Here is a 14,094-nt window from a genome sequence, read left to right as displayed (position 1 = left end):
GCTTGCTTTCCGTACGAGTGGGGTACCACGGGCAGTGCCCGGCTATCCCTACGAAACGGATACAACCTGCAAAAAATTAACACCTCCACCCCCCTCCGCCAGCGCCGGGCGGCGCGCTAAATTTCGCAGCCTGCCCTTCGTTCCGTTCTCACACCCCTCCCCCACGAAGAGGCTGCGCCGTGGAACTGCAACCTTTGCTGAGCAAGTTGTTCGCCAATGCCGGTGCCGTAGGCGTCGAAGGCACCTTCCAATTCATCTTCGGCCCGCAGCATGCCTACTGGTGCGAAGCTGGTACCCAGCCGCGCACCGAGGCCGGTCGGCATGCCACGCCGGATGTCACCATCGAGGTCACCCAGCAAGACCTGCTGGGCATCATGGCCGGCAGCGCCAACGTCGAAGAGCTGTTTGCTGGCGGCCGGCTGAAAATCGGCGGCAACCTGGGCCTGGCCACTTTGCTTCCGCAAATCATCGACCTGGCGCGCAAGGGGGTGACGGCGCAGAAGACCGACATGAACCAGCGCCATGTCACGCCACCGCGCTACAGCGAACGTGTGTCGGCAAGCCTGCCACAGCTGACCGAGGTAGAAAGAATCCCGGCCGCGCAGCTGGATGCCGAGCGTTTCCAGCGCGACTTCCTGCCGTACGGCACACCGGTGGTGATCAGTGACGCCCTGCGTGAGTGGAAGCTGTTCAACCTCGACCGCCAGGCTTCGCTGGAGCACTTCGCCGAACTGCAGGGCATCACCCGCCATGGCGACTATGTGAAGAAGACCTTCTCCACCGAGCGCGACTTTCGCTCCACCTCCATGGCAGATTTCATCAACTCGCTGGACAACCCGCAGCCACGCACCAGCAACGGCGAGCCACCGGCTTACATGGGCAACAACATCGTGCCTGCGCAGTTGCTTGAGCTGATCCAGTACCCGCCCTACTTCGAGCGCTCGCTGTACATCGCACCGCGCATCTGGATCGGCCCCAAAGGCACCCTCACCCCTTTGCACCGCGACGATGCCGACAACCTGTTCGCCCAGGTGTGGGGGGACAAGTCGTTCATCCTGGCAGCGCCGCACCATCGCCCGGCACTCGGCACCTGGTCGACCTCACCCAAGGGCGGCCTGGACGGGTGCGACTTCAACCCGGATGCACCGGATTACCAGCGCTTCCCTGACGCGCGCGGGGTGACTTTCCTGCGGGTGCTGCTGCAAGCCGGCGACCTGTTGTTCCTGCCGGAAGGCTGGTTCCACCAAGTGGAGTCGGTGTCGACATCGCTGTCGGTGAATTTCTGGGTCAACTCCGGGCGCGGCTGGTAAGCGGCACAGTAAGCGGCAGGCATGTCGCGCCAACTCCCGTGAGAGCGGGCTTGCCGAGAAATGGGGCGCAACGCGCCCCCTCGTGAGGTCAGACCGCCGCAGCCAGTGCCTCGGCAAAGCGCTGCGCCACGTCATCGATCTGCTGCGCACTGATGATCAGCGGCGGCAGGAAGCGCACCACCGCACCGTGGCGCCCACCCAACTCCAGAATGAGCCCGCGCTTGAGGCATTCGCGCTGCACCTTGGGTGCCAGTTCGCGATTGGCCGGCGGGTGGCCCAGCACGTCGCGCTGGCCTTGCACATCGACCAGTTCGACCCCGAGCATCAGGCCACGCCCACGGATATCGCCCAACTGCGGATAGTCGCGTTGCAGCCGCTGCAGGTGATCACGCAGGCGCTGGCCCATGGCCTCGGCATGCTCGGCCAGCCGATGCTCGACCAGGTAGTTGATCACCGCCGAACCCGCCGCCATGGCCATCTGGTTGCCACGGAAGGTGCCGGCATGGGCGCCCGGCTTCCAGGTGTCGAGCCAGTCGCGGTACACCACCACCGCCAACGGCAGGCTGCCACCAATGGCTTTGGACAGGGTGACCACATCCGGCACGATGCCAGCATGTTCGAAGGCGAACATCCGCCCGGTACGGGCAAAACCGCTCTGAATCTCATCGACGATCAGTGCAACACCGGCTTGCTCGGTGATGCGGCGCACCCCCTTGAGCCATTCGACATCGGCAGGAATCACCCCGCCCTCGCCCTGAACCACCTCCAGGATCACGGCAGCGGGCAGCGGCACGCCGCTTTCAGGGTCGAGCAGCAGGTTTTCCAGGTAATGCAGGTTGGCCTTGACCCCGGCTTCGCCACCCAGACCGAACGGGCATCGGTAATCGTAGGGGTACGGCATGAACTGCACCCCGTTGCCCAGCAACGCGCCCAGCGGCTGCTTGGGGCCATGGCTGCCCATCAGGCTCAGGGCGCCCTGACTCATGCCATGGTAGGCGCCCTGGAAGGCCAGCACGGTGCTGCGCCCGGTGGCGCTGCGCACCAGCTTGAGCGCCGCCTCCACGGCGTCGGTCCCGGTCGGGCCACAGAACTGCACCTTGGCCTCACGGCGCAATGCTTCGGGCAGGATGCCGAACAGGTCCTGAACGAAGCGGTCCTTGACCGGCGTGGTCAGGTCGAGTGTGTGCAGGGGTATTTCATCGGCCAGTACACGCTGAATGGCCTCGATCACCACCGGGTGATTGTGGCCCAGGGCCAAGGTGCCGGCGCCCGCCAGGCAGTCGATGAACTGCCTGCCCTCGACATCTTCGACATGGATGCCACGGGCGCGCTTGAGCGCCAGCGGGATGCGCCGCGGATAGCTGCGGGCGTTGGATTCCTGTTGCTGCTGGCGTTGCAGCAGGGGCGACTCGGTGAACTCGTACAGCGGTTGCGGCGCACTGGCCGGCGGGACCTGGGCAAGGCTGGAAGCAGTCGACATGGGTAAATCCTCGCAAGCAAGCGAATGTGCGGGTAGTTGTCGCTTGGAAAACGCTTGGCTGGGGGGAGGATTTAGCGCTTGTTATGGGATTTTTTGTGGTCTGTACCGGCCCTATCGCCGGCAAGCAGGCGATGGGGCCGGTGCAGGCTGCGAAGATCAAGCCCCCGAGCGCGCCGGCACTTGCAGCACCACCCGCAAGCCATCGCTCTGGCTGTCGAAGCGCAAGCTGCCGGCACAGCGCTGCACGATCGCCTGGACAATCGCCAACCCCAGCCCGCAGCCACCGCTCTGGCCGTTGCGCCAGAAGCGCTCGGTCAAGTGCTGCAGGTCATCAGCGGCAATACCAGGCCCATGGTCACGCACCATGAAACCAATCTGCCCATCGGCCATCTGCACCTCCAGTTCCACTTCAGTGTCACCGCCATGACGCAGGGCGTTGTCCAGCAGATTGCGCAGCGCCGCCACCGCCAGCGGTGCCGGCATGCCGAGGTAGATCTGCGTGGCCTGCTCGGGCAGGCGCAGAACGATGCGCCGGTTGTCACCCCCACCGGCATCCTGCACGGCCTGCCGGGCGACCTGTTCGGCGCTGCACTGCACGCCATCTTCGAACGACAGGCTGCCTTCGACCCGCGCCAGCAGAAGCAGCTGTTCCAGGGTCCGGTGCATGCGGTCGGTACCCTGTTCCGCATGCTCCAGCGCCTGTTCGCGCACTGCGCCGTCGGTCATGCGGGCCACCTGCAGGTGGGTCTTGATCGCTGTCAGCGGGCTGCGCAGTTCATGCGCGGCGTCGTCGGTCAGCCGCCGTTCGCGCTCGAGGGTCTGGGCGATGCGCAGAAACAGCTGGTTCTGTGTGTCGAGCAAGGGTTGCAACTCACTGGGCAAGCCCGCCACCTGCAACGGCTCAACGCTGTCGGCACGCCGCCTGCGCAAGGCGTCACGCATGCGATTGAGCGGCTCCAGGCCTTTGCCCAGGCCGATCCACACCAGCCCCAGACTGCCGAGCAAGGCCATCAGCACCGGTGCCGAAGCTGCCAGCAGGATCGACTGGTTAAGTGCCTCGCGCTCCATGTGACGGTCGGCAGTGGTGATGCGCACATCGCCATGGTTGTAGGTGAAGGTTCGCCACAGTGCACCGTCGATGGTCTGGTCGCGGAAGCCGCTTTGTTCATCGTCCATGCCCCCGTCATGCTTGTGGTTGCTGGCAAGAATCTCGCCGCGTAGCGAGCTCACCTGACAGGCCATGCCGTCTGGCACGGTGAACTGGTCGGCGGAAAAATGCGCCTCTTCGCCCTTTGCGGTCAGCGGCTTGGGCAACTGATCGATAAGCCCGGCAACCATGCGCGCCGAAGCCACCAGGCGCTGGTCGAGGGAGAACATCATCTGCTGGCGCAGGTCGCGCAGCATCCAGGCAGCAGCGAGCACCCAAATGATGATGAACGCGCTGCCCAGAATCAGGCTCAGGCGTACCCGCAGGCTCATGATGCGGCTTCCTCTGGCGCCTGCGCCGGGCCAAGGCGGTAGCCCAGGCCGCGCACGGTCTCGACGATGCTGTTGCCAAGCTTGCGGCGCAAGTGATGGATATGTACGTTGAGGGCGTTGCTTTCGACTTCGTCGCTGAAGCCGTACACGCAGTCCTTGAGCTGTTCACTGGACAGCACCCGGCCCGGGTTCTGCAGCAGCGCCTGGAGCAAGGCCTGCTCGCGCCGCGACAGGTCGACCGGCTGACCGGCCAGGGTCGCTTCGCAGCTACTGGGGTCGTAGCGCAGCGGGCCATGCTCGATCACGTTCACCGCCCGCCCGGCAACCCGGCGCAGCAAGGTGTGCAGACGCGCGGCCAGCTCGCGCAGGTCGAAGGGCTTGAGCAGGTAGTCGTCGGCACCGGCCTGCAGGCCGTCGACCCGGTCGGTGACCGCATCGCGCGCGGTGAGCACCAGCACCGGCAGATCGATACCCTGCTGACGCAAGCGGCGCAACAGCTTGAGGCCGTCTTCATCGGGCAGGCCAAGGTCGAGGATCATCACATCGAACTGCGCCGCCTGGAGCATGGCCCGGGCGGCACCGGCGTTGGCTACGCGGTCGACGGTCAGGCCTTGGGCGGTGAGGCCGGCGCAGATGCCGCTGGCGATCAGGTCGTCGTCCTCGCAGAGCAGAACGTGCATGGTGGGGGCTCCCGGAGTGGTATGGCTGGCATTGCACTATGAAGGGATTAACTGGGGATTATGGGCCTTTTTTCGGCCATGGTGGGCATGGCATCCAAGTCCCCGGCCTCAGACTTGGGCATCGATCATTTTGCACCATGATCATATCCTTTCGCAGACGATATAGACATTTCCTACAAGGTTTACGGAAATGATCACCTCCAACCCATGATGTGATTTCCCCCTGCACAGCGTTGTCAGGGAGACACACATGTTTCTGAGCCACCTGGTGCCGTCATGGCACGAGATCGAGTCGCGGATCATCGATAAAGTGGGCTATCAGGGAGGCGCCCATTTCCGCACCCACCACAACCAGCCAGTGGCTTCACTGTCACTCAACCTACGCCGACTCAGGGCGGTGCAGTCTGCCTTCAACCAGGCCGAATGGCAGGCCGCGCGCATGCTGCGCCAGCGCTTCGCCGACCTGGACATCGCCAGCATCATTGACGAACTGCTGATCGTCGTCAGGCAGATGGCGATGATCGTCGTCGGCAGCACGTTAACCGGCGGCGCGATTGGCGCCGGGATCGGGGCATTCGGCGCCGGTGCAGGGGCCATTCCCCTGGCCGGCGCTGGCGCGGCGATGGGCCTCAAGGTCAGTGGCTGGATCCTGGGCGCACTGGGACTTGCCTCCATTGCCGAGTTCTTCATAGACGGTTTGCCCCGGATCGGCGAGTACTACATCAATGGCATCCGCATCGCCTGGGAGGGCACACGGGACGAAGACCTCAACCCCTTCGGGCGGGACGATCCGCATGCAATTTCCAGGGCGGCCCATCACATTGCGTTGGGCCATGTGGAAGTGGTGGTTCTGTTATTGGGGGCGATCGTTTCTAACCTCACACGTGGCCGGGGCGATGCCCGGGTGCTGGCGCAGGAGATGGCGGCCAGCAGCAAGGGGGGGCGGCTTGGGCAATGGATGCTCAAGCATGAAGAGGGGCTGAAGAAGCGGCCGGATTTGCAGTTGCCGGAGCGGCGTAAGGGGGCGATGGGTAATCACGACCTTGAGCCTCCGATTCGTTCTGGGAAAGACAAGGAGCCTTCCACAGGCAAGCCCGGTAGCATGCCGCTGCATACGGTGGCATGTTTCAGGCGGACAAATTGCCGACATCCAAGCATGGCGAGTTTGAGCGTCAGTTGAAGGGACAGCAGGACGGGTTGAATCGGCTGACGGTTGAGGAGTTTCTCGAAAACCTCGCTAATCCAGCCAAGCGAAATCCCCACCTCGCAAAAATTGCAAGGAAAGAACTCTACGCTGAGTTGCAGGAGAGAATTCAGAGAGACCTTTTGAAAACCATGAGTCCCTTGGAAGCAAGAAAGCTCTCAGTCAAGCAAGCGAAGGAAACCATGTCATCCTTAGCTGCCCTGCATAACCCTGACTTAATAGCCGGTGGGCGAGATGCCATTTCTGACTTCGGGGACAAGCAAGTTAATTCAACGATAGGCCCACAATGGAGAAGCAAAATTGAGAGCATGAAATCTGCCGCTGAGACAGCGTCAAAATCAGGAGCAGGCACAAGCTTGCTCAACATACGACTGCATAAGTGCTGAGCCCCGAGGACTACGCCGTGGATGAAGTTTACTCGCTATTCATTGAACAAGTCGGTGGACCTGCATTCCGACAGGCAGTGCCCCCTTCAAGCATAGAGCGATATAGAGGAATACTACCCGACACATTACTGAAACATTGGAAGGAGCATGGCTGGTGTGGATATGGTGACGGAATATTTTGGACTGTCAATCCACAGGAGTATGAAGGTGTGACCGCCTCATTCATTGAAGGCTCCCCATTAGAAAATAGAGATAAATATCATCTTATCGCTCGCGGCGCGTTTGGCGACCTTTATTTATTTGGAGAAACCACAGGTTTCTCCGTAAAAATCTTGCCTCACATCTCGCGCTACAGGGCTAGCGAATATGAGTTAAGGGCAGATGACATGGACAGAGAGGTCCAGAACTTTTTCCTCAGCAAAGAAAAGGCATCTGTCGATTTCGACGGCATGTTCAAGCCTGCGAAGAAAAAACTAGGAAAATTAAACCACAATGAGATGTATGGATTCGTTCCCGCCTTAGCAATGGGCGGACCTTGCGATATTGCCCACCTCGAAAAAGTTAAAGCTGTCGAGCATTTGCTAATACTCTCTGAGATCTGCCAGCTCGAACCCTTCAGTTTTTCAAACCTCTAACTCGACCTAAAGGACTAATACAATGGACACAGTTTATAGTCGCTTCCTGGACGCCTTCGGCGACACTATCGGCTACCAGCCCGTACCGCCCTCGGCCCTCGATCATTACAAAGACAAACTCCCCAACCAACTCCTCGACTACTGGAAAGAACACGGCTGGTGCGGCTACGGCAGTGGCCTTTTCTGGCTGGTAAACCCGCGTGAATACGAATCCGTAGTCGATGCCTGGCTGGGTGGCACCACCCACGACACCTACCACCTCATTGCCCGCAGCGCTTTCGGCGAGTTGTACCTGTGGGGTGAAAACACCGGCTCGCTCCTGACCATTGCGGCCTACCATTCCCGGTACTTCTTGAGTGCGCCAAGCGCCAACAGCGAAGAACGGGACAACAAAATCCAGAGCTTGCTCATGCGGGCCATGACCGAAAACATCGGCCTGGGGCTTTTCGACGAGGCCAGAAAAGCGTTGGGCGATTTGGAGGCTGGCGAGATGTATGGGTTCGTGCCTGCCCTGATGCTGGGAGGTTCTGCCGAACCGGGAAACCTTCAACGACTCGATGCCGAAGTGCATTTGATTCTGCTCGCGCAACTGGCTGACCTTCAGCCGTATGAACTCGACGAAGAGGAAGAAGAAAATGAATAGGCAGAACGACCGCGCTCAGCGGTTAACAGATTCGGGCCGGTCCACATCCTGCAACACCCCGGCGTCCTGCACCTGAAGCCTGATGCAACTCGCCGGGTGTGCCTTCACCACAGAACGCGCCCCTTCATCACCCGTCAGGCGTGAAAGCGCCGGCCAGAAATCGCGCCCGAACAACACCGGGTGCCCCTGTTGTCCGTCATGTTCTGGCAAAACGATCTTGGATAAATCGGCAACCGCGGCAAGCTGGCCCAACGTTGCCTGAGCGATCCAGGGCATATCGCCCAACAGAACCGCCACCGCCTGTGCCTCACTATCGATCAACGACGCAGCCCCGGCCGCCAGGCTATGCCCCATCCCCAACCCGGCATCCGGGCTGGCAATGATCCGGCATGCGCCCGGCAAGCCCAGGTCCTCGCCCCGCTCGCCATCGCGCAGTACCACGCGAACATCGCTGAACACCGAGCAAGCCCGCTCGACGCTATGCACCAGCAAGCTGCGCCCGTCGCCCAACGTGGCCCGGCGCTTGTCGCCACCGAAACGCACGCTGCTGCCCGCCGCCAGCACCAGTGCAACGATCCTCACAGCGCCCCCCGCTCGATGCCGTTACGCATGCGCAGAATATCGGCCAGCACTGCCAGGGCGATCTCTGCCGGGGTCTTGCTGCCCAGGTTGAGGCCGATCGGTGCGTGGATGCGCGCCAGCTCGCCGCTGTCCAGGCCACCGATGCGCTGCAGGCGTTCGCGACGCTTGTCGGAGGTGGCCTTCGAGCCCATCACGCCAATGTAAAACGCCTCGGTACGCACTGCTTCAAGCATGGCCAAGTCATCGATTTTGGGGTCATGGGTCAATGCAACCACTGCCGTGTCGGCATGGCAACCACCGTTGGCGATGAATTCCGACGGCAGCTCGCGGCGCACTTCGATGCCGTCCAGCACCACGCCTTCGAGCACCTCGTCACGCGGGTCGCAGAGGATGACTTCAAAACCCAGCCCTTTGCCGAACTCGGCGCAATAATGCGCAACGCTGGAATACCCCGCCAACAGCAGCCGCTGGGCGGCGCCCACACGCAGGCGCACACGGGTGCTATCACGTTCGACCCTTGGGCCTTGGCACGAGTCGTCGCTGAGCCGGCGCGTGCCGTCAGGCAGGCTAACCTCGCGCAAGAGCCGCCGCTGGCCCTGCAACGCACCAGCCAAGGCGCGCAGATGCGCCTGCACTTCGCAATCGGCCGGCAGATTTTCCACCAGCACCTCCAGCACCCCGCCACACGGCAGGCGAATGCTCGAACGCCGGTCGCTGTCATCGCCATAACGCACGATCGCCACCGGCTCGGGAAACTCGCCAAGGGCCACGCGCTCAAGGAAGTCTTCCTCGACGCAGCCGCCCGACAGCGAGCCCACCCAGTGCCCTGCCTCGTTCACCGCCAGCAGCGAGCCCGGCGCGCGAGGCGCCGACCCGTAAGTGGCAAGCACCGTGCACAACCAGACCCGCTGGCCGTTGCCCGACCACTGCATCGCCTGGTGTACGACCTGCAGATCAAGATGTTGCACGTATTACTCCGCCTTCAGCTCAGCTAGCTGCTGTACGCTCAAATCACCCGGCAATCCGCCCCAGGCCTGACGCAGGTAGTTGACCATATCCGTGACCTGCTCATCACTGAGTTTGTCGGCAAAGCCTGGCATTGGCTGCATGCGTTCGAAGCCTGTGAATTGCTGCTCACGGATACCGTCGAGGATGGCCTTGACCAGGTTGCGCGAGTCCCCCTGACGCAGCACCGTGTTGCCCTGCATGGCCACCGCGATATGCGGCTTGCCTTCGCCGTCGACACCGTGGCAACCGGCGCAGACGTTGAGATACTGCTGTCGGCCGCGCTTGGCGCTGTCGCTGAGCTGGTCCAGGGGGACTTCCTGTATGACCTTGGCAGGCGGTGGCTGTTCACCCAACAGGTAGGTGGCCATGGCGGCCAGGTCGGCGTCCTTGAGGTGCTGGGTGCTATGGTGCACCACCGGGTACATCTCGTTGAACATGCTGCCCTGGGCGCTGATGCCGTGCTTGAGGAAGGTGGTGAGGTCGGGGTGGGTCCAGCCACGCTCGGCCAGGTCCTTGGCCAGCAGGCTCGGTGCCAGGTAGCCATTGAGCAGCCCGCCGGTCAGGCGCTGATCCTGCTGCAGCGCACCAATCGGGTTACGCGGGGTATGGCACTCGCCGCAGTGGCCCATGACTTCGACCATGTACTGCCCGCGCTGCCATGCCGGGCTCTTGCCGTCGGTGGGCTGCAACTGCACGCTCTTGCCGTACAGCATGTTCCAGCCCGACAGGCCCATGCGCACGTTGAACGGGAAGCTGAGCTTGGTCTGCGGTGCCGGGCGGTTGATCGGCGGCACGGTCATCAGGTACGCAAGTATCGCGTCCGAGTCTTCCCGGGAGATCAGGTGGTACGAGGTGTAGGGCATGGCCGGGTACAGGTTGGCGCCGTCCTTGCGCTTGCCCTCGGTGACGGCCGCAAAGAATTCGTCGGCCGTGTAGTTGCCGATGCCGTACTGTTTGTCCGGGGTGATGTTGGTGCCATAGATGGTCCCGAACGGCGAGTGGATCGGCAGGCCGCCGGCATACGGCGCGCCGCCTTCGGCGGTGTGGCAGGCCATGCAGTCGGCTGCGCGAGCCAGGTATTCCCCACGTTTGACCAGCGCCTGGTCATCTGCCTGGGCAACCATTGCGACGGCAAGGCCCAGCGCCAGCGTGAGACCGGAACGAACGAACGCCATGCTCAACCCTCCTTGACCAGGCCGAGGTCGTTGAGGACCGTGCGGGTAGCATCGTAATAGCGTACATAGCCGGTGCAGCGGCAAATGTGATGCCCCAGGCTCTCTTCGATGCGGTCTTCAAGTTCGCTCTTCTTCACCGGCTGGCGCTGGGCATTTTCCACCAGCACGGTCGCCGCGTTGACGAAGCCGGGTGCACAGTAGCTGCACTGGAAGGCGAACAGGTCGACGAACTTCTGCTGGATCGGGTTCAGCGTGAAGTTGCCGGCCTCGTCCTGCTTGGCATGGCTCTCGATGGTACGGACCTTCTTGCCGGCGAAGTAGTGGGCACCGGTGATGCAGGTGCGCACTTCTTCACTGGTGCCATCGGGGTTGTCGACGATCACCACGCAGGCATGGCAGATACCCTGACCGCAGCCCAGGCGCGAGCCGGTGAGGTTCTGGTGTTCGTGCAGGTAATCGATCATCGCCAGGTCGTCGGGGACCTCGACCGGACCGACAGGTTGACCATTGAGGGTCAGTTGAAGCGGACGGTTAGCCATTGAGGGCCTCCTTGATGCGGGCTGGAGTAATCGGAAGATCGCGAACACGCTTGCCAATGGCATGGGCCACGGCGTTGCCGATGGCACCGACCACCGGGATCATCACCACCTCGGCAATACCCTTGGACGGGTCGGTGGGCGACAACGGTGGGAGGATCTCGGACGTCTGCTTCCAGACGGCCACGTCCTTGGCATGCGGCAGGCGATAGCGGTTGAAGTTCCAGTCGCCCTCCCCCGGGCCACCCTCATGCAGTGGCATCTCTTCGGTCAGCGCATGGCCAATGCCCATGGCGATGCCGCCTTCGAGCTGGCCCTTGACCAGCTCCGGTACCAGCACCCGGCCGCACTCGACCCAGCTGTGGTGGTTGAGCACCTGGACTTCATGGGTGCCCTTGTTCACTTTCACTTCGACGATGGTGGCCACCGGGCTGTAGTAAGTGACCATGGCGTTGTTCAACTGGGTGGCCGGGTAGGCGGCGTTCTGCCGGTCGAGCAAGTGGTAGCCGTTGCTGCTCATCTGCGCTTTCTTGGCGTTCGGTGCACCCTCACCGTATTTAACGGCCACGGCATCGAGCGGGAAGCGCTCGCGCACGCCGTCGATGACGAAGTCGGCTTCTGCCCAGCTCCAACGGTTGAAACCGTGAACACTGACGCCGGTGACCAGGCCCATTTCGTGGGCTTTCTTCGCAAGCTCGGCGAAGGGAATGGGCGCCAGCCCGTTGCCGGTCAGCTCACCATTGACCCATACCGCGTTCTCGCGGCGCACCACCAAGGGGTTGGCCTGACCGCCGAACGGGCCTTGGCGCCACAGGGCCATGGCCGCCGGCCAGAGGCCATGATTGAACAGCACGCGCGCCGCTTCCCGGGTGGCGTGGCTGAAATAGAACGCCGAGTTGGTCGCCGACGATGGCGATGCCAGTTTGCCGACCCAGCGCGGGTTGCGCAGCGCCGCATCCTGCTCGGCCTGGCTGATCAGGTAAGGGTTGCCGCTGGTGGCCAGTTGCAGTTCAGGCCACTCGGTCACTGCGGTCTTCACCTCGTCGGCCGAGCGGCCGAGGAAGTCGCTGACCACCAGGGCCTGGGAAGTGGACATGCCGGTGCCCAGTTCGGTGCCGATGTGGCGCAGGCTGATGCGGCCATCGGCAGTGAACTCGACGCTGGCCATCGGCGCTTCGGAACCGGTGCCGAAATCCTTCTGGCAAATGGCAAAGCCCACGCCGTACCAGTGGTCCGGGTCCTTGGCGTCCACCTGTCGCTTGCGCGCGTCACGGTTGCGCCACCAGTCGTGGGCAGCAGCCTTGTCGAGGATCTCGTGCAGGCGCAAAGCGCCGGCGGGCACTGCGCCCTGGGTGTTCTTCATGCCTGACTTCAGCGCATTGGCCCGACGCAGGTCGATGGCATCGACACCCAGGCGTTGGGCGACCTCGTCGACCATCATTTCGGTGGCCGCCATGGTCTGCAGGGTACCGTAGCCACGCATGGACCCTGCCTCGACGCCCCGCGAGTGGTAGGCGGTGACGGACAGGTCGTTCTGCGGCATGTAGTAGATCGACTGCGCCGCCGTGGCCCCGACTGCGGCCACCGACGGGCTGTAGTTGATCCGGCCGCCGCCGTCACAGCTCATGTCGGCGCGGAAGATCCTGAAGCTGTTGTCCTTCTTGTCCACGGCCAGTTGATAGCGGATGTCGAAGGCATGACGCTTGATGCCGCTCTGGAACTGCTCATAGCGGTCGTTGGCCAGGCGGACCGGCACACCGGCGCCATACAGCGCGGCAACCGCAGCGTAAAACACGAAGATGTTGTTGTCTTTGGAGCCATAACCCACGGTGTAACCCGGGTGCATGTTGAGGTGTTTGAGGGCGAAGCGCGACGGCTTGATCATGTGCACGCAGTCCTGCGCCACTTCGAACGGGCACTGGGTGGCGACCACGAAGTGCAGCGTGCCGGTGCCGGCGTCGTACCAGCCATTGCCGTTGTCGGGCTCAAGCGCCGCCGGTTCGATGGAAGGCGTCTTGTAGCGCTCATCGAACACCAGCCAGTCTTCGGGTGGGTTGTCCAGTTGCTCGCCGATGCGTTTGGCGTAGAACAGGCCCTGCTCGGTGAGGTCGCCGTGCTGGTTGGGCTGCTTGGACCACACCGGCTTACGGTTGAGAATGGTGGGGAACAGCATGGCGTTCTTCAGGCTGGAGAACTCATCGTCGTCGAACGGCGTGGCCCCACCAACGCGGACGAAGCGGAAGCTGCCATAAGGGTCGCGCTGATACAGCGGGGCCTGGGCCCCGTAGCGGATCGCCTTGTCGTTGAACTGCAGCTTGCGCTTGGCCTGGCGGAAGCGCTCGAAGTCGTTCCAGATCAGGATCGCCACCGGGTGGCCAATGAACATCGGCACCTTGCCAGGTGGCAACAGCGGGTCGGGCGAATGAGCTTCGGGCCAGGCGATGCCGTCCTTTTCCAGGTCAGCGGCCGTGACGATGCGGTCTGGCTGCAACCCGGCGCCGAGCCACTCAAGGTCGTAACCGGCGTAGATACGGTCGGCTTTGGTGGTCTTGAGCAACATGGCGTGCCCTTGCTGCTCGGGCCAGCCGGGCATGTCCTTGGCGCGGATGTCGCGGGCAAAGACTTTGTTGCCGCACACCTTGGACAACGCGTCGTTACGGAAACGCGCCTTGCCGTCGTGGTTCATCCACTTTTGCGGCGACGTGGTGACACGATCTTCCATCAGTGCAGCGAAGGCCTGGCTGCCGAGCGGCGCCATGCTCACGCCGACACCGGCGATCAGGCCACCTTGCAGGAAGGAGCGCCGGGAAATATCACGGTTGGACATGCTTGATCCTCTGGGCAGGCCGCTGCCTGCCCATCTTTTGATTCTTGTGCTGGAAACGCGGAAGGAGGTGAGCGCCGACACAGGGCGCCCACAAAAACTGACTTTCACGTCAACTTTACAGCACTCAAGTAGGTTTTGGCAAAGTCAAG

At 62.6% G+C, this 14,094-nt stretch carries 13 protein-coding genes; 5 read left to right on the top strand and 8 right to left on the bottom strand.

What is annotated here, in order from left to right:
* Window positions 1-179 precede the first annotated feature (179 nt).
* On the top strand, window positions 180-1,310 hold the full coding sequence (locus tag ACW4TB_RS09805) for a cupin-like domain-containing protein (RefSeq protein WP_279930007.1): 1,131 nt from the start codon (window positions 180-182) through the stop codon (window positions 1,308-1,310).
* A gap of 88 nt (window positions 1,311-1,398) precedes the next feature.
* Here the strand turns inward: ACW4TB_RS09805 and ACW4TB_RS09800 are convergent, their stop codons facing one another.
* The 3 genes from ACW4TB_RS09800 to ACW4TB_RS09790 all read right to left on the bottom strand — a co-directional run bounded on the left by ACW4TB_RS09800 (window position 1,399) and on the right by ACW4TB_RS09790 (window position 4,949).
* Window positions 1,399-2,790 (bottom strand): aspartate aminotransferase family protein, encoded by a 1,392-nt coding sequence (locus ACW4TB_RS09800; protein ID WP_254466180.1) that lies wholly within the window; start codon window positions 2,788-2,790, stop codon window positions 1,399-1,401.
* Between the two features lie 156 nt (window positions 2,791-2,946).
* Window positions 2,947-4,269, bottom strand: coding sequence for an ATP-binding protein (locus tag ACW4TB_RS09795; protein WP_012315383.1), 1,323 nt, complete (start codon window positions 4,267-4,269; stop codon window positions 2,947-2,949).
* Window positions 4,266-4,949, bottom strand: a complete 684-nt coding sequence (locus tag ACW4TB_RS09790; RefSeq protein WP_012315384.1) for a response regulator — start codon at window positions 4,947-4,949, stop codon at window positions 4,266-4,268. The genes ACW4TB_RS09795 and ACW4TB_RS09790 overlap by 4 nt, the downstream gene beginning before the upstream one ends.
* Before the next feature lie 250 nt (window positions 4,950-5,199).
* Here ACW4TB_RS09790 and ACW4TB_RS09785 point away from each other — a divergent pair, with 250 nt between their 5' ends.
* The 4 genes from ACW4TB_RS09785 to ACW4TB_RS09770 are packed head-to-tail and all read left to right on the top strand — an operon-like array spanning window position 5,200 to window position 7,817.
* Window positions 5,200-6,129 (top strand): DUF6861 domain-containing protein, encoded by a 930-nt coding sequence (locus ACW4TB_RS09785; protein ID WP_455842958.1) that lies wholly within the window; start codon window positions 5,200-5,202, stop codon window positions 6,127-6,129.
* Window positions 6,090-6,539, top strand: a complete 450-nt coding sequence (locus tag ACW4TB_RS09780; protein WP_455842957.1) for a polymorphic toxin type 15 domain-containing protein — start codon at window positions 6,090-6,092, stop codon at window positions 6,537-6,539. Before ACW4TB_RS09785 ends, ACW4TB_RS09780 begins: the two co-directional genes overlap by 40 nt.
* Before the next feature lie 17 nt (window positions 6,540-6,556).
* Window positions 6,557-7,174 carry a GAD-like domain-containing protein gene (locus ACW4TB_RS09775; protein ID WP_254466182.1) on the top strand — a complete coding sequence of 206 codons (618 nt, stop codon included), beginning with the start codon at window positions 6,557-6,559 and terminating at the stop codon, window positions 7,172-7,174.
* Window positions 7,175-7,196: 22 nt separating this feature from the next.
* Entirely contained in the window at window positions 7,197-7,817 is a 621-nt protein-coding gene (locus ACW4TB_RS09770; RefSeq protein ID WP_012315387.1) for a GAD-like domain-containing protein, read from the top strand.
* Between the two features lie 15 nt (window positions 7,818-7,832).
* Here the strand turns inward: ACW4TB_RS09770 and ACW4TB_RS09765 are convergent, their stop codons facing one another.
* Genes ACW4TB_RS09765 through ACW4TB_RS09745 form a run of 5 tightly spaced genes read right to left on the bottom strand, consistent with a single transcriptional unit; the run spans window position 7,833 to window position 13,945 of the window.
* Window positions 7,833-8,399, bottom strand: coding sequence for a nucleotidyltransferase family protein (locus tag ACW4TB_RS09765; protein ID WP_279929999.1), 567 nt, complete (start codon window positions 8,397-8,399; stop codon window positions 7,833-7,835).
* Entirely contained in the window at window positions 8,396-9,367 is a 972-nt protein-coding gene (locus tag ACW4TB_RS09760) for an XdhC family protein (protein ID WP_279929997.1), read from the bottom strand. The genes ACW4TB_RS09765 and ACW4TB_RS09760 overlap by 4 nt, the downstream gene beginning before the upstream one ends.
* Window positions 9,368-9,370: 3 nt before the next feature.
* On the bottom strand, window positions 9,371-10,582 hold the full coding sequence (locus ACW4TB_RS09755; RefSeq protein ID WP_438826641.1) for a cytochrome c: 1,212 nt from the start codon (window positions 10,580-10,582) through the stop codon (window positions 9,371-9,373).
* Between the two features lie 2 nt (window positions 10,583-10,584).
* Window positions 10,585-11,121 (bottom strand): (2Fe-2S)-binding protein, encoded by a 537-nt coding sequence (locus tag ACW4TB_RS09750; RefSeq protein WP_012315391.1) that lies wholly within the window; start codon window positions 11,119-11,121, stop codon window positions 10,585-10,587.
* On the bottom strand, window positions 11,114-13,945 hold the full coding sequence (locus ACW4TB_RS09745; protein ID WP_012315392.1) for a xanthine dehydrogenase family protein molybdopterin-binding subunit: 2,832 nt from the start codon (window positions 13,943-13,945) through the stop codon (window positions 11,114-11,116). The genes ACW4TB_RS09750 and ACW4TB_RS09745 overlap by 8 nt, the downstream gene beginning before the upstream one ends.
* Window positions 13,946-14,094: the final 149 nt, after the last annotated feature.

It is taken from the genome of Lelliottia jeotgali, from assembly GCF_977070485.1.
Note: the sequence above shows the minus strand (reverse complement) of the source record. Positions and strands in the feature narration are given on the sequence as shown.